18 protein-coding genes are annotated in these 21,605 nt (G+C 30.9%); 1 reads left to right on the forward strand and 17 read right to left on the reverse strand.

Annotation, left to right across the window (positions count from 1 at the left end; all coding sequences use genetic code 11):
• Positions 1 to 10: 10 nt before the first annotated feature.
• The 14 genes from ACIQ2L_RS05780 to ACIQ2L_RS05845 all read right to left on the reverse strand — a co-directional run bounded on the left by ACIQ2L_RS05780 (position 11) and on the right by ACIQ2L_RS05845 (position 15,448).
• Positions 11 to 1,105 carry a glycosyltransferase family 2 protein gene (locus tag ACIQ2L_RS05780; RefSeq protein WP_396157172.1) on the reverse strand — a complete coding sequence of 365 codons (1,095 nt, stop codon included), beginning with the start codon at positions 1,103 to 1,105 and terminating at the stop codon, positions 11 to 13.
• A gap of 2 nt (positions 1,106 to 1,107) precedes the next feature.
• Positions 1,108 to 2,259, reverse strand: a complete 1,152-nt coding sequence (locus ACIQ2L_RS05785) for a hypothetical protein (protein WP_396157173.1) — start codon at positions 2,257 to 2,259, stop codon at positions 1,108 to 1,110.
• A complete protein-coding gene (locus ACIQ2L_RS05790) occupies positions 2,259 to 2,825 on the reverse strand; it encodes a serine O-acetyltransferase (protein ID WP_396157174.1) in 567 nt (188 codons plus the stop codon). The genes ACIQ2L_RS05785 and ACIQ2L_RS05790 overlap by 1 nt, the downstream gene beginning before the upstream one ends.
• A complete protein-coding gene (locus ACIQ2L_RS05795) occupies positions 2,825 to 4,216 on the reverse strand; it encodes a UDP-glycosyltransferase (protein WP_396157175.1) in 1,392 nt (463 codons plus the stop codon). Before ACIQ2L_RS05795 ends, ACIQ2L_RS05790 begins: the two co-directional genes overlap by 1 nt.
• A gap of 73 nt (positions 4,217 to 4,289) precedes the next feature.
• Positions 4,290 to 5,378, reverse strand: a complete 1,089-nt coding sequence (locus ACIQ2L_RS05800) for an acyltransferase family protein (RefSeq protein ID WP_396157176.1) — start codon at positions 5,376 to 5,378, stop codon at positions 4,290 to 4,292.
• A complete protein-coding gene (locus ACIQ2L_RS05805; RefSeq protein WP_396157178.1) occupies positions 5,379 to 6,242 on the reverse strand; it encodes an FkbM family methyltransferase in 864 nt (287 codons plus the stop codon).
• Position 6,243: 1 nt separating this feature from the next.
• Entirely contained in the window at positions 6,244 to 7,938 is a 1,695-nt protein-coding gene (gene asnB, locus ACIQ2L_RS05810) for an asparagine synthase (glutamine-hydrolyzing) (RefSeq protein ID WP_396157179.1), read from the reverse strand.
• A 6-nt stretch (positions 7,939 to 7,944) separates the two neighbouring features.
• On the reverse strand, positions 7,945 to 8,901 hold the full coding sequence (locus ACIQ2L_RS05815; protein WP_396157180.1) for a class I SAM-dependent methyltransferase: 957 nt from the start codon (positions 8,899 to 8,901) through the stop codon (positions 7,945 to 7,947).
• Between the two features lie 5 nt (positions 8,902 to 8,906).
• On the reverse strand, positions 8,907 to 9,845 hold the full coding sequence (locus tag ACIQ2L_RS05820; protein WP_396157181.1) for an NAD(P)-dependent oxidoreductase: 939 nt from the start codon (positions 9,843 to 9,845) through the stop codon (positions 8,907 to 8,909).
• Positions 9,826 to 10,524, reverse strand: coding sequence for a cytidylyltransferase domain-containing protein (locus ACIQ2L_RS05825; RefSeq protein ID WP_396157183.1), 699 nt, complete (start codon positions 10,522 to 10,524; stop codon positions 9,826 to 9,828). The genes ACIQ2L_RS05820 and ACIQ2L_RS05825 overlap by 20 nt, the downstream gene beginning before the upstream one ends.
• Entirely contained in the window at positions 10,524 to 11,684 is a 1,161-nt protein-coding gene (neuC, locus tag ACIQ2L_RS05830) for a UDP-N-acetylglucosamine 2-epimerase (RefSeq protein ID WP_396157184.1), read from the reverse strand. The genes ACIQ2L_RS05825 and neuC overlap by 1 nt, the downstream gene beginning before the upstream one ends.
• Positions 11,681 to 12,688, reverse strand: coding sequence for an N-acetylneuraminate synthase family protein (locus tag ACIQ2L_RS05835; RefSeq protein ID WP_396157185.1), 1,008 nt, complete (start codon positions 12,686 to 12,688; stop codon positions 11,681 to 11,683). The genes neuC and ACIQ2L_RS05835 overlap by 4 nt, the downstream gene beginning before the upstream one ends.
• 30 nt (positions 12,689 to 12,718) lie before the next feature.
• A complete protein-coding gene (locus tag ACIQ2L_RS05840) occupies positions 12,719 to 13,633 on the reverse strand; it encodes a glycosyltransferase family 2 protein (protein ID WP_396157186.1) in 915 nt (304 codons plus the stop codon).
• 15 nt (positions 13,634 to 13,648) lie between these two features.
• Positions 13,649 to 15,448: an ABC transporter ATP-binding protein gene (locus ACIQ2L_RS05845; protein ID WP_396157187.1), complete on the reverse strand. Its 1,800-nt coding sequence runs from the start codon at positions 15,446 to 15,448 to the stop codon at positions 13,649 to 13,651.
• A 19-nt stretch (positions 15,449 to 15,467) separates the two neighbouring features.
• Between ACIQ2L_RS05845 and ACIQ2L_RS05850 the strand changes: the two genes are divergently transcribed.
• A complete protein-coding gene (locus ACIQ2L_RS05850; protein ID WP_396157189.1) occupies positions 15,468 to 16,328 on the forward strand; it encodes a tyrosine-protein phosphatase in 861 nt (286 codons plus the stop codon).
• A 5-nt stretch (positions 16,329 to 16,333) separates the two neighbouring features.
• Here ACIQ2L_RS05850 and ACIQ2L_RS05855 read toward each other — a convergent pair whose 3' ends face one another.
• From ACIQ2L_RS05855 to ACIQ2L_RS05865, 3 genes are all read right to left on the reverse strand, one after another.
• Positions 16,334 to 18,745: a polysaccharide biosynthesis tyrosine autokinase gene (locus ACIQ2L_RS05855; RefSeq protein ID WP_396157190.1), complete on the reverse strand. Its 2,412-nt coding sequence runs from the start codon at positions 18,743 to 18,745 to the stop codon at positions 16,334 to 16,336.
• A 5-nt stretch (positions 18,746 to 18,750) separates the two neighbouring features.
• Complete coding sequence (locus tag ACIQ2L_RS05860) at positions 18,751 to 19,515, reverse strand: polysaccharide biosynthesis/export family protein (protein WP_396157191.1); 765 nt, start codon at positions 19,513 to 19,515, stop codon at positions 18,751 to 18,753.
• A gap of 134 nt (positions 19,516 to 19,649) precedes the next feature.
• Positions 19,650 to 21,599, reverse strand: coding sequence for a polysaccharide biosynthesis protein (locus ACIQ2L_RS05865; RefSeq protein WP_396157192.1), 1,950 nt, complete (start codon positions 21,597 to 21,599; stop codon positions 19,650 to 19,652).
• Positions 21,600 to 21,605 lie beyond the last annotated feature (6 nt).

The raw sequence follows: 21,605 nt of genomic DNA on the forward strand, positions 1-21,605 counted from the left end.
TTTCTATTTATTACTTATATAATCTATCATTGTCTTGAATATCCATCCACATGGCAAATAAAAAACTTTGAATAGAACTAATTCCCAAAAAAGTGAAGGCAAACAATGTTTCAAAAGATAAATTCACACCTATAATCAGGGCTTCTGTGACTCTATATAGATAAGGAATCCAAATAATTCCCAATAAGAATGAAAAATGATATAAGATAAATAATGGGTGAAAATCTCTAAACAAATATTTATACCAAAGTCTTTTAAAAAACGATTTAATTAATAGCAAAGATACGGTTGGGATTACTTTAAAAATTTTCATTTTTGATTGTTCTCCAATATCATAAACGGGTTTGATTTCGACTTCTCTCAAAGTACAAAAAGCAATATTTAATTTTACCAACATATCATTTGGATAGCCGTATTTTTTGTATATGTCATATAATCTAATAGAATTTAATGCTTTATTTGAAATGGCGGTATACCCTGTTTGAGTATCAGAAACATGCCAATATCCACTCGCTAATTTTGTTAAAATAGAAAGTATAGAATTACCTAAAAATCTAACTTTTGGAATTACCAATAAGGCACTTCTGTGTATGAGTCTATTGCCTTTAACATAATCAATCTTCTCAAAAATAATAGGCTCACACAAACTCAATAATTCCTCAGGGTCCATTTGTCCGTCTCCATCCATCGTGGCAACACAATCTATTCCATGGTCTTTAGTCCACTTGTACCCTGTTGCAATTCCAGCACCTTTTCCAGCATTTTCCATATGATTTATTAAAATAATTCGGTCTGAATTATTCTCATTGTAAATTTTGTGTGGAACAAAACGATTCTTTTCAGTTCTAAGTAATTCCTGCAAAATGATGTTCGCTCTGTTATAATTATTGGGTTTTATTTTATCAAGTATATTTTCAATCTCGATTCCAACATTGGTAGAATTATCAATATACTTTTTAACAATCTCTTCCGTCTTATCTTTCGACTTATCATTAATAACGATGATTCTGTCAACAAAATCGGGCATGGTTTCAAGAACCAAACTAATCTGTGTTTCCTCATTGTAACAAGGAACAATAACGGCCACTGTCTTATTATTTATCATTGTTACAATCGTTTTAAAATTATATAGTCAAGTCGTACTTCATTCATAACATATAGCGTAGACAATAGAATTACAAAATATATAAAATATTTCTCTTTTATCCTAAATAAATTAAAAAACTCATAAAATCCTAGCCAAAATCCAGGAAGTAGAACCAACCAGTACCTGCTAAAACCTGTACCAGCTAAAATCAATCCCAACATAATGAGAAATATCGAAAGTGCGAGTATTCTATATTTTACCGAACTCCATTTTGACAACAATCCTATGGAGAAAAATAAAATCAATACAATACTAGCCAACCAATTTCGCAATCCGGTTACCGGAGCAAATAACGAAACAAATGCCGGTATCCCATTCACTTTATCTACTTCATCGTGTTTTAAAATTCCCAATCCGGCCTTGATATTATAAAATACATCATTATTTTTAAATCTTGTGAAATAACTTTGATTCAAAGTGTGATTGCTTTCTATAGAAAAAACATACTTGAACCAAATCAGTAAAGGCAGAAAACAAAGTAAAGAAATGAAGACAAGTTGCATCATGTGATTATACTTTTTCTCTTTGTAAAGACCGATAACATATTGCAGAACAACATATAGTAATACAACACCTAAAACAGCATACAGATAACGGGTAATCATCAATATCACGATGGGAATCAATATACCAATAACTTGGCTATTGGTTTTTATTTCTCCGGTTACGTTATAAATAAAGATCCAAAAAGCACAGAACAAAATAGACTCTGGATAAATGACAGTACTCCAAGTAATAAAAGAATTATTAACCGCAGTTACCAGAACAATCAATAAAGCAATATTACCTGGTAAATCGAGCTTTTTCAAGTACAGAAAACAATAACGTAATCCAACAATCATTAAGGAAAGATTGGCAAATTTTACAAAGGCAAAACCAATAGCTGGGCATGATTTAATATAAAACAGACTGACTAAAAATGGTAAAATAGGTGTAAAAGTTGAAGGTGAACCAAATAAGCTATATTCTCCCTTGGTGATCATATTTTTACCTATTTCAGCATATTGAAGTTCATCAAACACCAATGGCAACAATAAATTTCTCAGAGAAGAAAGAAAGGAAACCAACAATAAAGAGTAAAATATATATTTAAATTTAAGCAACTGTGTCATCAAGAAATTAATTTATTTTGAATATAGTATTCTGACAAATCTTTATCAATCGTAATAGCTGCCGCTGGTAATACAGTTTTTCCGTCCAAAATACTATCCGTCACGACAGAATTAGCTCCAATTGTGACTCTGTTGCCAATAGTAATATTGCCAAAAATACCAGCATTTGGACCTATAAAAACTTCATTTCCAATTTGAGGCACGCCTATTTTACTTCCATAATTACTAACTCCTATTGTTATTCCTTGAGAAATATTACAATTTTCACCAATAATTGCGTCACCATGAATCACAATATTTCCAAAATGACCAATATAAAATCCCTTTCCAATTTTAGTTCGGTATGAAATATCAAAACCGTACTTCACTTTTAATCTTCTAAGCCACCAAAAGAAAAAATAAAATAATAGTCTGTTTTTTCTTCTATAATGCTGTGTTAGTCTAAAAATAGTCATGAATTTCAAGCCTGGATTGGGCTGAATACAAAATGTGTTAAAAAGTACACCAAATGATACTTTTTGAATACCACAACGATTATAATCTGACAAAAGATATTCTTTTAGCATTATTTTTTACAAATTTCCTCAATTGCGGTCCAAATTCTTTCCGAAGCAAATTGTGGTGGATGTTGATTGATTTTTCTAAACCATTCATTTGCATTAGCTACCACTTTTGTTGAATCATTGCTTATTATATTTTGAATCACACCTTCCATTTCGTCTTCTTTATTTATCCAAAACACAGATTCCTTTGATGGCATGGAACGAAAATGAATGAACTTGTATATTGTATTCACAGACCAATGGGGTACTTTATCATTTTTAACTTCATAATTGATATAACAGCATGGTTTGTTAAATGCTACATAATCAAAAACCATAGAAGAACCTAAATTAATGACCAACTCCGAATGATAAATAGTATTCATTTGAAGTACTAAATCATCTTTAGTTGGCAAAATTGCATGCCATTCTTCTCCTTTTTTCTCCCAAATTGGATTAATACTAGTAATTGTATCGTTATATTTTAGGAGCACTTCATCAAATCTGTTCGAAAAATCAACTGGACATTTTCTAAAAACAACACCCAAATTAAAACCTTTATTATTAAGTTTAATGACTGCTTTAGCAATAGTTTCAAGATAACTTGGATCGTTGGGAGAAGTAGTAATATCATCACCCGAAAAACAAATATATCGTTTGTTTACGTCTAATTTATTTGTTTCAAAAAATACTTCTTTCGACATCAAAAAATCTTTATCAAAATGAGGTTCAAACTGCGGTGTACCTGTAACTTTAATTTGATTTTTTGTAATATGTGGATAATAATATAACAATTCTTTTTCCATATGATTGCTCCATACAAAATAAAAATCAGTCTCTATAATTTTGGTTGCCTTGGGTAAATTGTCCCAGGAAAAGATAAATGTGGCCGTTGGAATTCCTAAATCTTGAGCAGCTAAAAGTGGGGCAACTGCAAGCATTCTTCTTTGGTTTGTACAAAAAATAAAATCTGGTTTTTCTATTTTAAGCGCTTCTAAACTATCAAAATAGAGTTTGGTTTTTCTTTCTTGCTTAGCTATGTTGATTCGTATGCGTTCTAATCCTTTTTCTGAATTATTCCAAAAAATTAACCAATTTACGCAAGTACTTTTTAAGGAAGCTTTAATGGTCTTGTATGAAAATGGAAATCGATAATGATTGTAAATAGTGTCCTTCGACTTTTTAACATTTAAATTTAACTCAATTTGAATTTGAGCATTTTTTAAAAGATCAGTAAGTGGGTGCGTTTTGGGATTTTTAAATCGTACTTCGTTAAATCCCAACTCATTTAAATTAAATAGTGTATTATTCCAAAAAGTAATATCAAACCCTTTTTGAATGCCAATTTTATGAAAATTGGTAAATGAAAAATTCCGTAAGCCAACACCATCAGGTAGAAGAATAAATATTTTCATGTTTTGCATTCTTGTTTTTCAATTGAAGCTCCAAATATCTCTATTTTAGAGTTAATATGAAAGAAAATAAACGCTAATTTGCGCGGCTTGGATAATATTTATTTCGGTAATTCAAGAAAAACTTCTCTACAACATAAGTCATGAAAAATCCTAAAATTATTGAAATTAGAAAGACAATAATAAATAATAGATATTTATTTGTAAAAGGCAAAAAACCAATAAAATTAGTAACTAAAGAATGAATTATATAAATAGAATAGGAACAAAATCCAATTTTACTAATAAAGTTGACTCCTTTTTTAGAGAATAGACGATTCAGTTGGTTGTTAATATGAGAATCAACAAGAAAATGAATTAATACTATGCCGAAAGAAATATAAAGCATCGTAAAACCTATAGTTCTGACAAAAACTGAAACCGCTGGTTCAATAAATGGTGTAAATAGTACTAGTAAAAACGAAAGTGATAGTAATTTCGTTTTATGTCTTATATAAAAATTTATTAGACCCTCTTTTTTGAAATGATACCAAAATGAAATAAGAACACCAAAAAGTAAAGAGTCCATTCGAAGATGTGACATAGTCATGTTCCTGACGTTTTCATCAGGATATTGCCAATTTGAAAAAATCCTAAAAAGAAAAACAAAAACAAAAATACCAATAAGACTTTTTTCGAAAACTGAGATTTTATGAGACGAAATCTCAAAACGCATGATTTTTTTATTAAAAATTAGCCATAAAAAAAATGCTAGTCCAAAATAAAAATGTTCTTCAACGGCCAATGACCAACTTGCAGCATAGGCATAACCCCATCCTAAAGCATAATTTTGAACAAACGTTAATTCATAAAAAGCCTTTTCTAAATCAAATTTGTGCAAATAAATTCTTGGAATACTATATAGGATATAAGTTAAATAAAAAATTGGGTAAATTTTAAATCCTCTACGAATTAGGAAGAGTTTAGCATTAATCGACCCAAATTTCAGATATTCTTTAAATAATAAACCTGAAACGAGAAAACCGCTGAGTACAAAAAATAAATCAACGCCTATCCAACCCATAGTTTTTAAAAAATCAAACAATAGTTGATGACGAAAGAGTACCAAAATGATAGCGATACCACGCAAAAAATCCAGTTCTCTTAAACGATTTACTTGCTGCATTTATACTAAATATTGATTGATTCCAATAGTTAGTTCCCCTGAATTGAAATATTCAAAATTATATTTTTCAAGTAAATTATAAATTTCCTGTCTGCAATTAAATTCATCATGGATTTCAATGGCAACACATTTAGTTTTTGATAGATAAGATACATCTGAATTCTTCGAAACTAAAACTTCCATTTCAGAACCTTCAATATCTATTTTAAGAATATCGATATACTGAAAGTTGTTTTGATCGATTAAATAATTGATGGTAAACGCTTTTAAATCTGTTTCTTCAGAAGTTTCTTCGACACGAAACGACCAATCGTTTTGATCTCTAAAATCATTAACAATTTTCAAATTGGCATTGGTACTCCAAAGTCCGCCTTTAATCTTGACTGCATTTTTAATTCCGTTAGCTTCTAAATTGAAACTTACATTTTCAAAATTAGACGTCTCTGGTTCAATAGTAATAAAATTTGAGTTTGGAAAATGGTTGTTTAAATAAACTGAAGTTAGACCTATATTGCTACCTGCATCAATAATGTTAAGCTTTTTGTCATTTGGGAAATGTTTTTGAAAAGCTTCAACTAGAGGTTGGTATTCTTTATACTGATAAATTTGAGCAAAAACATTCAGATCACTTGAAGGTCTTTTTCTAAGTTTGATGGTGGCACCAAAATCTGGATAATAGAAAACAAAATCTTTTTCATTTTCTTGTTTTAAAAATCCATTAAAATAAATTAAATGATAATAAAACTCATTGATTTGCTTTTCCCTATTTGATGTTTTTAAATGCAAAAATCGTTTTAAATAGTACTTTAAAAAAAGGAGTATATTGCTAAAATCTAATCGGTATAAATGAAATAATTTCTTCATGCTATTTTAAAATTTGTGCGGTATTTATCCATTGCCAAATATGGAAACTACTTTGATTGTCCCCATTAAAAAAATTTGCTAACTCGGATTGCAATTCTTTCTTATTAAACCATTGATTATTTTTTAAAAGCGCCACTTCAGCCGAAACCCATTCTTTCAAATCTTTAGAGAGCCATTCTCTTTGTGGCGTTTGCAAAGGTCTCTTGGGAGCCAATACCAAATCTTTTTGCAAAAATTTTTCTGCTATTTTTCGCAACATCCATTTTTGAATACCGTCTTTAATTTTAAAGTTTTGAGGCCTACTAAAAACGTATTCTACTAATTCATAATCCAAAAAAGGTTCTCGTAATTCGGTTCCATACAACATTGAAATTCTATCGTTGAAACGCAAGGCTCGTGGGATTTTAGTGCAAAATAAATCTCTGTATTGCAGATTTAATAGGGTATCTTCAAATGGTTTTGGATACGCTGTTTTTTGATACTGTTTTGCAAAATCATCGTCCAAGACATTGGCTCTAAATGGCGAATTGGTTACTCCTTGAACAATATTTTGTGAATTAGAAACATAGTAATCGTAGCCAGCCCAAGCTTCGTCTGAACCTTGACCGTCGAGTAAAACCTTAACTCCTTTTTCACTGGCCGTTTTAAATATTTTTGAATAGGCAATTGTTGGAATACCGCCATAGGGCTCCACTTGATGCTGGGCAATTTTGTAAGCCAAGTCAGGAACTTCATTTGCTGATAAAGCACAAATATTCAAATGATACGGTCGTTGTTCTAACATCGATTTAACCCAAGGCAATTCGTCATAACGCCCGTCATTAGTAATAAACGTAAACGCTTCGATAGTCGATTTATCTATATTTTGCTGGTCAATTAGCGCTAATAATGTACTCGAATCAAGACCTCCACTCAAGTTAAACCCAATTGGGACATCAGCTCTAAATCTCAAATTAATAGCCTGCAACAGTAAATTGGTAATATACTCTTCTTCGTTATTTTGAAAGTTGTTTTGTATACGGGCGATTCGCTCTTCAAAATGATACCATTTGTTAATTTGCAGATGATTGTCTTTCAATGTCAAATAATGTCCGGCTTCAAGTTGTTGTATCGAGCACCAAAAAGTTTCACTAGGCAAACCATAACTTCCTTCCGAAAAGAAATTAAGCCAAACGGTATCCTTTGGTTTCTTTTCTACTCCGGAAGCGAAAATGGAGTTAATTTCTGAGGAAAAAATAAAATTCTCTTTATCAAAAAAATAGTAAAATGGTTTTACTCCAAATCGATCACGAGCAGCAAATAGTTTTTGTTCTTTGATATTCCAAATTGCAAAAGCAAACATTCCGTTACAATGATTAAGACAACTTTTACCCCATTCACGGTAAGCGTTTAATAAAACTTCAGAATCAGATTGGGTTTTGAACGTATATTTGGGTTGGAGTAATTTTCTTAATTCTAGATAATTATAGATTTCACCATTAAAAACCATCACAAAATTACCGCAATCACTAAAAAAAGGTTGGTTTGCGCCTTCAGACAAATCAATTATACTCAACCTGTTGTGACCAAGAGCTATTTGGTTATCAAGTAACCATTTATTAGTAAAATCAGGTCCACGATGCTTTTGCATCTCAAGCATTTTGCTTATGTTCTGCTGATTGGCCTTGTGCCCTATGATTCCGGCGATTCCGCACATAAAAATCTAATTTGACTTGAAAGCAATAATTCGGTGATGACCTTGTCCTATTACTATTTCTCTTGCTTGAGCTTCGGTTAATTCTCCTTTGGTATATAATTCATTTACTGAAACTGCATAGGCAACAACGGCTTTAATAAGTTTGGATGCATTATGTAAGGTTGCGATTTCAGTCACCGAGAATACTCCTTTTAAAGAAGAAGCTTCTTCAAAAAGTTGATTAAATCCATTCAAATCTTTGATATAAGCGTCTAAACTTTCTTCATGATCTAGTCGTCCTTTTTGCCATCGATTGCAATTATTAAAACCATTTTTATTTAAAAGTGTTTGTAACCTGTCGAAAGAATAAAAGTCGATCAAAGGAACATACAAATCGTCTAAATAGGTTCTTCTTTTATTTACATCCAAACCAGAAGTCTTGAATGCTAAATCCATTTTTTCTAAAGTAATAAAACGCGATACGTTACGCAATTGATTAACCATAGGCCATCGAACTCCGCCTGTTGCATATACCAACATATAAACCATTCCCGATTTTTTCACTATTCTACTCACTTCTTGCATACCCAATTCGGGATTTTCCATATGCATCAACACTCCTGACCATATCACGCAATCGAAGGTTTCGTCTTCAAAAGGCAAAATAGCTCCGTCATAAACGATGAAATCCGTATTGGTAATATTCAGTTTGTCGGCTCTCATTTTGGCATCTGCAATCGCCGTATCACTAACATCAACACCTGTAACATGTTGAGCACCCAAAAGAGAAAGCGCAATGCTGTATCTTCCGCCGCCACAACCTAAGTCGAGACATTTTTTTCCTTTGAAGTAGTTCATATCAAAGTTATTTTCTTCAAATCGTTTTTTGAATAAATCAACTGATTTCAAAAAATTAAGGTCATCAAAAGCGACAAACAAACTTCCAAACAGTTCACCTGTTTCCTTGGCTATATTTTTTTCCATTTCTATTATTTGATAGTTGCTATAAATTTATCCACTATAAAATCCTCTGTTAGCGCCATTGATTCACGTGTTGCTCCTGCAATATGTGGCGTGATAATGATATTGTATTTTTGGTTTGCCAAAAGTACTAATGGATTTTGAGAAATAGTTTCTTTTTCAAATTCATTTTGTAAAACGTCTGTGGCAATTCCTTTAATTTTTCCATTTTTAAGTAATGAAACTAAAACATTTTCATCCCAAACGTTCCCTCTTGAAGTATTAATAATAATGGCATTAGGTTGGCATTTTTGCAATAACCCTTCATTGACAAAGTTTCCATTCTCATTTGTATATGGAATATGAATGCTTAAAATATCTGCCCAACCAAACATCTCTCCGGGATTATTAAAGCATTTGTATTTATTTGACTGTTTTATTATGTCAAAATAGGCAACTTCCATTGCAAAAGCTTCAGCAAAATGAGCGACTTGCTTTCCTACTCTACCTAATCCTAGAATCCCTATTTTTTTTCCACTCAGATTATTACCTTTAAAAATATCTCTATTCCAATTTCCTGATTTGACATCATCAAAAGCTGTTGGTAATTTTTTAAGCAAAGCCAAGAGTAAAGTCCAAGTATGTTCCGCTGTGGATGGGATGGAACCTAAAAAATCAACTTCACCTTTTAGTGAAATTATTTTTCCGCCTGTACTTTCAAAGTAATCAACGTCTATATGATCTAAACCCGTAGTTGCGGTTAAAATATACTTTAATTGGGGTGCTTTTTGCAATAATTCTTTGGTAAATTTGAAACGCAGTCTAATAAATATAATATCAATATCTGAGAGGTTTTGCATTAATTCCTCTTGGGAAATAAAATCGCGTTGAATTACCTCAAAATGTTTTTGAAGTTCGGTTATTGCTTTTGGACTAAAATCGCCCGATTCAGTTATTAAAACCTTCATTTTTCCAATCTTGGTAAAGTATTTCAGCAATTTTAAAATCTCTTGGAGTATCAATATTAGCCAACCAATTGGCATTCATCACATACCCTTTTTTATGTTGAACCATAAATGATTTCTCATTAAAAAAAGCAGCAGTTCGAACGGCATAAAAACAGCCATTTCTATAGTAAACAGGTTTTAAATCTTGTCTTCTAGTAGTTTCTCCTTCACTTAAAAAAGGAACCATTTCGTCATTTGATAGAAAATTATACATTCTTGCCGGATGCATATCTTGCATTGGTATCACACTAATAACACCATCAATAGTTTTGTCTTGTTCAAACATTGAAACTATAGTGTCTAAATCATCTGAAGTTCGAAAAGGAGATGTTGGCTGAAGTAGTATTATGATATCAAAAATTTCATTTAACTCTTTATATACATGTTCAACTGCAGTAACAACATTACTGGTATCTGTTGATAAATCTTCAGGTCGAATAATGGTATTACAACCGTTTTGTCTTGCAATCGCTGCTATTTCTTCGCAATCGGTAGAAACAATTATCTTAGTTGCGCTTTTTGATTTTTTAGCACAGTCGATGGCGTGAACAATCAACGGTTTATCACCTAACATTTTGATGTTTTTTTTAAGAACTCCTTTAGATCCGCCTCGTGCTGGAATGACTACCAAGACTTTCATTAATAGGTAATTGTTTTATGGAATTGTAATGGCAATTCTTTGAGTAATTGCGCTATTTTATTTCCGGCATCGCCACCACCATAAACATCAGATTTAGGTCTTTCATTTTTCTCCAATATTGAGGCAACGGCAGTTACAATTTCGTTTTCGTCATAGGCTACATCAACCACATTTTTACCACGATCACGTCGATTTTGACGCGAACCAATATTTACTGCTGGAACTCCTAAATAAGCGCATTCTCGAATTCCTACACTAGAATTACCAACCAAGCAAAGAGAAGAATGTAACAAATTCAGGAAATCATCACCTTCCATGTTTTTAAAAAAATGAACATTTTCCATTTTGTATTTTTCGCGAAAAGAACGTATTCCAGCAGAGCTTCCGTCAGCACCAGCATCAACATTAGGCCAAAACCAAAGTGTTGGCTTGTCTATTTTTTGTATGGCTCTTAATGTAGCTTCGATATGTTTCCTAGAATCGAGATATTCATTAGTAACAGGATGTTGCATCACTACTATATAACCGTTATCCAAATTTGGTTGAGAACCTACTCCACCGTACTTGTCATAAGGATTGAAAGTCAGTTTACTATTTTTTCCGACTTCCTGAGCAATATCAATTGACGGGCAACCTGTATTGAAAACCATTTTCGGATTTTCACCTAATTGAATAACTCTTTGCTTTGCATTTTCAGAGGCAACAAAATGATAATCCGCTAATTTTGTAATCGAATGACGAACCTTTTCATCTATATTTCCTGTCACTTCGCCACCTTGAATGTGTGCCAAAGGAATATTCATATAGGATGCAGAAATTGCGGTAGCCATGGTTTCAAAACGATCCGCAACCGTAACAACAATATCTGGACGAAGATTATCAAAAACAGTCGATAATTCGAGTATTCCTATTCCAGTAGTTTTGGCTGCAGCAGTTAGGTTTTCGCCTTCTAAGACATTAAATACTTTGGCGGCAATTTCAAAACCATCTTTTTCAATATAGTTTACTGCGCTGCCATACCTGTCAAGCAAAGCAGAGGCTGCAACAATTAGCTGCAACTCGAGTTCGGGATGTTGCTTTATGGCAGTTAAAACCGTTTTAACTCGACTATAAGATGGTCTTGCTGTTATTACGACAGCTATTTTTCGGGTGTTATTCATTCTAAATCGTCTTCATTCAAAAAATCCCACTTCGTTTTTTTGTTGGTCAATTTTTTACCAATTACATCTTTAAATTGCTTAGCAGAAATTCCAAAGCCACTTGGTTTTTTGCTTTCTAAATCGCTAAATGTAATGGTATGACCTATTGGTAAATCTTTATTAATGGCTAATGATTTTTCAAAGATTGATTTTAATTCCTTGAATGCTTCACTATTATTTTTATTGATTGGATTATTTTGGGCACTATTAATTTTTTGTACGGCTTCAACCAGTTGTTTCGTTTCTTCTAATGTCAATGACGCAACAGCATCGGGACCAAACATATCTTTATGAAAAACTACATGAAATTCTACTATTTCAGCTCCTAATGCTGCAGCGGCAATTCCTGTAGACACCAACGAAGAATGGTCGGAAAAACCAATCGGAACGCTGTAACGTTCTTTTAATTCGCTAATGACATTTAATCCGTATTGTTCTGGTTTTGTTGGATAAGCTGTGGTACATTGTAAAATAGAAAAGTTTGCTTTTTTGCTATTCAGAAATTGAACCGTTTCATCCAACTCCGAAAAACTACTCATTCCCGAAGAAATAATTATTGGTTTTCCTGTTTGAGTTACTTTTTCCAATAGTAGCAAATTAGAAACTTCGCCAGAGCCAATTTTATACGTGTGAACTCCAATTTCTTCTAACCAATCGACCGCCAAATTACTAAATGGTGAACAGATGAAATCCAAACCCACTTCATCACAATGTTTTTTAACAACCTTCCATTGATCTAATGAAAACTCCATACGTTTCCAATAATCAAATCGCGTAGCATCTTCTTTAGAAAATTGAATACGAAAAGGTTCGTGAATACTACTTTCAGCTTCGGCTATGTGCATTTGAAATTTAATAGCTTGAACTCCGGTTTTAGCTACTGCATCAATATAAGAATGAAGTATTCCCAAACTCCCATCGTGAGCTTGAGCAATTTCTGCTATTAAATACGGTTTGTTATACATCAAAAGTAATTGTAATGGAAGTAAAAATAACTATTTTTCTGGTTTCCAATATATTTTTGCTTCGTTTAATTTGAGGTAATTATCGTATTCTTCTGAAGTTAAAGGGTTTCTGTTAACAATCAATTTTGGAATGGAAGTAAACAAATCAAAAATTGCCAAAAGTAAAGGTGAAACTACTTTTAGATTTCCTTTAAAAATTTTGTTTTTACATTGCATCCAAATCGAATACCCTAATTTTCTTGGTATTTTTGATATTGGGAAAAACATAAAATAATTAAACCAATCGGCTCGAATAGACCTTCTGTATCTGAAAGCGCTATTTTTTGTTGATTTAGCTCTTTCTTTCATATCAACACGATGTTGCACTAATAATTCTGGCACATAGTGAACCTCCCATTTTTTTTTAAATAATTGTAGTGACGCAAAGTTTTCTTCTCCGTAAAACTCAAACCATTCAGGATAATTCGGTATATCACGCCAAGCATCGATTCTCCATACATGGCCGCAACCAACATAACTTTTCACTACTTGCTGATTTTCGTCAATATCTGTATATCGTATTTTTTCTTTACCCCAAAAAATACGAGCTGCCATTAATCCACAATTGGGATTCGCTTGAAAATGATTTTTAATAATTTCTATTGGATTTTCAATCAAAAAATGAGCGTCATCATCTAAGGAAATTGCAAAATCGGCATTGGTTTCGTTAAGCATTTTATTTCTACAATAAATATAACCTTTTGAGATTTTATTCTTTAGCAGCATCACTTCAGGAAATTGTGCTTTTACTTTTTCCGAAGTGTCATCACTTGAGCCATCATCAAAAATAACGCACGAAAGATTCTCATTTATCAGATGCCTAATTTTACCAATGGTAAAAAGTAAATCTTCACAACGGTTTTTTGTAGAAATTAATATAGCTATTCTTGGGTATTTTTCTAACATTAAAAAAACGATTTGTTATATTTCTTGTAATGCTACCATTTTAGAAAAAACAGGGGAATTTTTGACCAAATCTTGGAAATTTCCTTCCGCATGAATTTGTCCTTTTTTCAAAAGTAATATAGTATCGGCACTTTTTATAGTTGATAATCTGTGTGCTATAATAATTATGGTTAAAGAGCCTTTTATCCTATCTATACTTTCTTGAATTAGTTTTTCAGTCTGTGAATCTAATGCTGATGTAGCTTCATCAAGGATCAGAATTTCGGTGTCTTTAAATAATTCTCTGGCTATTGAAAGTCGTTGACGTTGTCCTCCAGACATTACTACACCGTTATCTCCCAACATGATATCTTCTTTTGCATTACTTCTTTCTAAGAACTCAAGTAAATCTACTTTTTCAATTACCGATCTGAATTTTTCCAATGTTTTTTCGTTCTTCTCAGACCAGAATGTCACATTGTTAAATAATGTATCATTAAAAACCACTGTTTCTTGAGAGATTAGGCCAATTTTACTTCGATAAGAATTGATATTGTAGTTTTTTATACTAACATTATCAATAAGAATATCACCTTGATTTGGCACTAATAGTCCTGAAATTAAATTTACAAAAGTGGTTTTTCCAGATCCACTTTTACCAACTATGGCAATCGTTTTGTTTTTATGAATGGCGTAACTGATATTATCTAATACTTTGTCTTCATTTTGATATCCAAAAGTAACGGCATCAAATTTAATTTCTTTTGTAAAGCCTTTAAAATCATAACCTTTTATACTTTCTGCTTCTGAATTAAGATCTGCTTTAAATGTAACAATATGCTCAACAGAACCGACATACTTAAGAAAGGCAGTCCAGCTTAATTGTACACTCATTAAACTGTTGAATGCTCTATAAAAAAAGAGTAAGCTGGGTAAAACAGAACTTAGCGACCCTTCAATAACATTAACTTGAATAAATATAGCAATAGCTAAAAATAAAATGACTATTGGTTCTCTAACAGATAGTATTCTTGCGCTTATCTTACCTATTTTTAACTGATCGTTTTCGATATTAACTATAGATTCCTCTAACTTTTTCGAATAAATTGGCATTGTTGCGGTGGATTTCAAATACTTAAAATTATTAACCTGCTGCATCAATAGACTCGCCAATATATTATTTTTTTTGGCAACCGAAAATGACAACGTTTTAGAATTACTGTAGAATTTTTGAAATAACACTTTTGAAATTAATCCCCCAACAATAATAATAATGGTGAACTTAGAATTGACCCAAAATGACATAGATATATAAACAACAATAAAAATTGAATTTTGTATAACCGATATATAATGGGTATAGGCATTATTTACATTGACAACTTCTGTAGTAAGTGAATTTTGAATAGTTCCTAAATCGGTTGTAATAAACTTAGAATATTTTACATTAGAGATCATATTTAAAAGCTCAATTCTTATCATTTTAACAAAATAAGAATTAACTAAATTTCTATAATAAACATCAACATATCTAAAAGTCGCCTTTAAAACAAAAAAGAAAACCATTAATAACAATACGCTGTTAATCGTAGCTTCTAAATGAATGAATTCTAAAAAAGAAATAAAATAATGACTTAGTTTATTATCTGTAGATTTTGCTGTTTGAGAGGCAACTTCAAACAAAGGAATAAACATAGACAAACTTAGAGCATCCAATAGGCTGACGAAAAAACTAAAAATAACAACATAAAATAGTTTCGTTTTTAAATAGCTGTAGAAAAAAAACAGATCTTCGAAATTTGCTTTTAAAAATTTTTTAGCTCTTCTTTTGAACATTATTAGACTGTTAATTTTTGTGTTTTTAAAAGTAGTGAATGCTTTATTGTGTGCTTCAAATAGGATTTCAAATTTAGAAAAAGAAAACGATAATGTTATTAAAAAAAATACGCTATTTTTGTATAAAAGCAAACTGATTTTGATTTTCTTTCAAAAAAACAAACCATTCCTTTGTGACTTTATTCCAAACAATCACATAGATTTTCATTCTCACCTACTTCCTGGTATTGATGATGGGGCTACTTCTATAGATGATACCAAACACCTTATTCTTGGTTTAGAAAAAATTGGAATTAAAAAATTCATTACAACCCCACATATTATGGGTGATGTTTGGAAAAACACAAGTGAACAAATAAATACCAATTTAACAGAAACAATTTTTGAATTAAAAAAATCGAATATAAATATTCATCTAAAAGCGGCTGCCGAATATATGATTGATTCCGAGTTTTGGGAGTTTTTTAAAAAGGAACCACTAATGTGTATAAAAGACAATCTAGTTTTAGTTGAAATATCTTATTTAAGTCCGCCTATTCAATTATATGACATTCTATTTGAATTGCAAGTTGCTGGCTACCAACCTGTTTTAGCGCATCCGGAGCGTTATAATTTTTATCATGAAACTTCTTTAGGTCATTATAAAAAACTCAAAAAAGCGGGATGCCTTTTTCAACTCAATATGCTTTCTGCCACAGGTTATTATGGTGAAAGAGTAGCTAAAACCGCTGATTTATTATTAAAAAACGGATTAATAGATTTCGTTGGGTCTGATGTTCACCATAGCCGACATTTGGAATTTATGAATAAAAAAGTTGTTTTGAAAAATCATGAATATCTTGGTTTTATTTTTCAAAACAATTCATTCTTCAATTTCTAATTACTTTATTGTTTTTTTAAGAATGAAAACAATCTATTTAGGAATGATTTTTTTGTTCCTAAATCGGCATCATAACCATATCCATATCCATAAGCATAGTTATATTTATAATTATACCCGTAAGCGCCATACCCTTTATAGTTAGCGCCCACATTGTTGATAACATAGGCCATATTTCTTAATTTTCCTTTGTCACTTAGATTAGTAGAAAACTCTAAAATTTTCTTAGGCGTAAAATCAGCTCTTACGACATACAATGTGGTATCAACCAAATGTGAAATGACCAAAGTATCAGTAACCAATAAAGTTGGTGGAGTGTCTATAATAATTAAATCATATTCATTTTTAGCTTCAGAAATCAACTTTTCTAAACGTCCGTTTGATAATAATTCTGCTGGATTTGGAGGAATAGTTCCTGATAAGATAATATCCAAATTAGAATTGTCCAGATAATTTTTGTTGATAGTATTATGCCAATCTACTGAAATATCGTGTAAATAATCTTGAAGACCTTGCCGATTTTTCTTAGTATTTAAATAATTATGCAACTGAGGGTTTCGCATATCGGCACCAATAAGCAAAACTTTTTTATTCATTATCGAAAATGAAATCGATAAATTTAATGCTGTAAATGTTTTTCCTTCTCCTTTTATGGTAGAAGTAATCATAATCGTCTGCGCAATTTTTTCTTTTTGAAGTGGGAAAATATAAGTTAAGTTTGTTCTTAAAATTCTAAAAGATTCGCCTAAAATCGATCGGTCATTAATACCTGTCAATCTAACTTCAGCATTAATATGCGGAACTTCGGAAAGAATGATTTTATTTTTAGTCAGTTTTATTAGATCTTCTTTTGTATGTAGTTTATCATCTAATAATGTGCTGATATAAATAAACAAGAAAGGAATTAATAATCCTATCAAAATTGCTACTAAATAATAGGTTCCTTTTTTCGGTGAGACTGGGCTTGAACTTGTCATTGCATAATCAACAACTTTAATAGAAGAGGAAGTAATAGCAAGATTTACAGCAGCTTCTTCTCTTTTTTGAAGTAATAATAAATATAATGTCTCTTTAATATTTTGTTGTCTTTCTATACCTCTTAAAACTTTTTCATTAAAAGGAATCGCACTAAATTTAGAGGTTGACGTTTTTTGAATATAATCATTTTTAGAAAGGGAAACGGCTAATTCTTTTTGATACGCTTTTATAGATTCAATTATATTGAATTTAAGGTTAAAAAGTTTATTATTGAATGATTGAATTATTGGGTTGTTAACGCCACTACTCACTGATTGACGTTCTCTTTCTAAAACCACAGAGTTATATTCTGAAATAGATTGATTAATTCCGTTATTTGTTAGACCAATATTTGAAGGCAGTAAACCTAGTGATTTATCAGTTTTAACGGTTTGCTCGAGGACTTTAGATAATGCTATTTGCGTTTCAACTTGAAAAACATCTTTTGAGGCATCTACTTTACCCAAACTAGCTGCTACTGCATCTTCTCCGATAAATGTCAGACCTTGATTACTTTTATAGTTGGCTTTTTTAGTTTCAACAGAATCTAATTGTGACTCAATAGATTTAAAACGTTGATTTACAAAATCTATCGTTCTTTGAGAAATTAATCGCCTGTCTTTTAATCCATCTATTTCAAATTGTCTAATTATTTCATTTAGTATCAGTTCCGATTTATCCTTATTTGCTCCAGACAATGAAAGGATTAAAACGTCTGAATTTTTATTACTATTTGAAATAGCTAATCTTCCCGAAAGACCTAAAGCAAGTGATTGTATCGGCGTGTGGGTGATTAAAAACTTTCTTCCGTTTAATTCATTTAAATTAGTTCCGACTTGCAGTGAAATCTTGTAAGGAATTTTATTTACGTATTGAATAGTATTAAATGCTCTTTTTTTTGAAGATGATTCTGATGAAGAACTTACAACTTTATATCCATCACTAAAAATTTCTATTTCAAACGAAATAGATTTTTTGTCCATTTCTGCCGAATTATCTAACCATTCAATTGTAAATGGTCTGTTTTTCCAAATCTCAACATTATTGAGATAACCTACATTATAATATTGATTATTTAAACCTAAACTTTTACATACTTGTTCTAATAGTCTGTAGGATTTTAAAACTTCAATTTCATTATCTAAGTTAACTTTATTCTTTCCGAACAAGGCAAGAGGACTATTCGGTAAAACAAAATTATTTTTGGAATCATCAATGATTTTAACTTTTGCCTTAGATTCAAATATAGGAATGGTATGGTTTAAATAATATTTTACTACAAAGAAAGACACTACAACAGAAATCAAAAAATAATGCCAGTATCTTATATAAAAGAAGAATTGCTCTAAAAAATCAAATTTATTATGCTCATCCTTAAGATTAAATTGCAAATTTTCCATCAGAATTAGGTTCTTATTAATAAAACAATTGTGGCAACTAAAGATAAAATTCCAACAATACTTCCTATATTACCCAAATAACCAGAAGTCATTACTTTGGCGCCATTTGGATTTACAATAATAACATCATTTTGTTTTACATAATAGTAAGGGCTTGTGAACCAATCGGTAGAAGTTAAATCAAGTTTAATATAAGTTCTGGTCCCATTATTTTCTCGTATTAACAAAACATCTTTTCTTTTTCCATTAATTGTTAAATCTCCTGCATATCCAATAGCTTGATTAAGTGAAATATTTTGTTCATCAAAAGTATACGTCCCTGGAGTCTTAACTTCTCCTAAAATAGTCACTTTAGAATTTATTACTCTAACATTTACATTTGCATCTTTTATATATCCATTTTCTTTTAATAAATCTTTTAGCATAATTTGCAATTGATTTGTTGTTTTTCCTACAACTTTTATTGTCCCAAGAATTGGAAAAACTATCGTTCCATCTTGAGAAACTAAATACCCTTGAATTTTGATAGCATCCAAGTTTAACACTCCATTTGAACTAACATCTAAATTAAAAGGTTTTGCAGAATCTTGTATTAAAGCATCTACTTTTATATATAAAATATCATTAACTTGAATTTCATTCGCAATATAGTTTATAGAACTTTGTGAACTATTTTGTATGTCTTGATAATACCAAATGTCTTTTTTATTGGCACACGATACAAGCAGAAACAGCAGGAATGATAGAGAAAGGAGTGTTTTGTTAAACATTATAATTTCTTTGATTTAATATTAAATTCTTATCTATTAGATTCATGATTTTTAAAACGCAAATCTACAATTTGATTTTATATTTTATATACCATTATTTATATTTATAATTAAAATAATAAAGGGATATACACCTATTCTATATCTAAAGTTTGATATTCAGAATTTAAACTTTTATATTCAGGAACTATTATTTTCATTTGAGCAACAACTTCTTGGTTTGAATATTTCTTTGTAATGCTTATTAACTCCATTATTGATTCCTTAACTTCTTCATAATCATGCCAACGATCTTTAGCAATCATGATTTGAGTGTTATGAGTCGGTACTGTTTTTGAAGCATCATTCAATAATTCTTCAAATAATTTTTCTCCAGGACGCAATCCTATAATTTTAATATTGATGTCTTTATCAGGAATAAAACCTGCCAATCGAATCATTTTTTTGGCTAGATCAATGATTTTAACAGGCTCACCCATATCAAAAATATATATTTCACCGCCATTTCCCATTGCTCCAGCTTCTAGAACTAATTGACAAGCTTCGGGTATGGTCATAAAATATCTTATAATTTCAGGATGTGTTATCGTGATTGGACCGCCTTCTTGTATTTGTTTTGTAAATAAAGGTACGATAGAGCCATTTGATCCTAGAACGTTTCCAAACCTTGTCGTGATAAATTTAGTTGCATTTTTTTTATTTGTCTTTACAAGATGATAATTTAGGGACTGTACATATTTTTCAGCTATTCGTTTGCTGGCACCCATCACACTACTTGGATTTACAGCTTTATCTGTGGATACCATTACAAATTTTTCTACCAAATATTTTTTTGATAAATCTGCAAGATTTTTTGTTCCTACTACATTTGTGAAAATTGCTTGAGACGGATTATCTTCCATCAAAGGAACATGTTTATATGCTGCAGCATGATATACAAAATCAGGTTTGTATTTTTCGAAAATCATCTCAAGAGCAGTATAATCCTTAATGTCTGCCAAAACTGTTCTAATTTTAACATCTTTGGCTTGCTCAAAAATTTCAAGTTGTAAACTGTGTAAGGGCGATTCTGCTTGGTCAAGTATGATAACTTTATAGGGGCTGAAATTAATAATCTGTCTTACAATTTCACTTCCAATAGAGCCTGCACCTCCCGTAATCATAACTATTTTACCTTTAATTTGGGTAGAAATTTTGTCGTTATCTAAGACAATAGGTTTTCTTTCCAATAGGTCTTCAATATCATAATTTTGTAATTGATTTGAAATTTGTTTTTGGTCTTCCCAATCGGTAATCAAAGGAACCGTATATACTTTAAAGTTATATTCTAAGCATTCCTCAACCAATTGTCTAGTTTCCTCTTTGGTTAAACTTTTCTCAGCAATGATTAAGGCTTCTGCATTAACCGATTTTAAAATGACATGAATGCCTTTTCTTTGATTGATTATAGGTAAATTTAATATGCTCTTGTTCGTCTTATCTTTTTGAAACTTATTTACAAAAGCTACAACATTAAATCGAGCTGGTTTCTCGGTTTTCAATGCATTTGCTACGGAAATAGCATTCGCATCCGCTCCGTAAATTATAGCTTTTACTAATTTCTTGTTGTCGGAAACTTGAAGATAGGTTTCAAATATATTTTTCACTAAAATTCTGAAAAGAAATAATAATAAAAATGAAATAACATACGTGATGAATAAGGCTGTCGTTAGGAATATCCTATTATTCTGAATAAATTGAAAAGAATAATTGATGACTATTAAAACAAAATAGGAAGCAGTTGTTGCAGCTAATAGTTTAACTCCATCAATAAAAGTAGAGTGCCGAATTATGCCACTGTAGGTTCTGAAAAATATAAATGATAAGGCATTTATTAAAATTACAAAACTGTATTGCAAATAAGTATTCAGGGTTGCGTAAAGATTTACGTTTAGGTTTTGAAGCATAATCTGAGTAACAATACAAGCCAAAGAAACTATAAAAACATCAATAGCAAAGATTATCCATCTTGGTAAGTAGCCTATGTTTTGAAATCTTTTGGTAAAGATAATTTTTCTTAAAAAAGTATATAAAAAATCACGCATCTAAAA

It is taken from the genome of Flavobacterium sp. (genome assembly GCF_044369455.1).
Lineage (GTDB): Bacteria > Bacteroidota > Bacteroidia > Flavobacteriales > Flavobacteriaceae > Flavobacterium.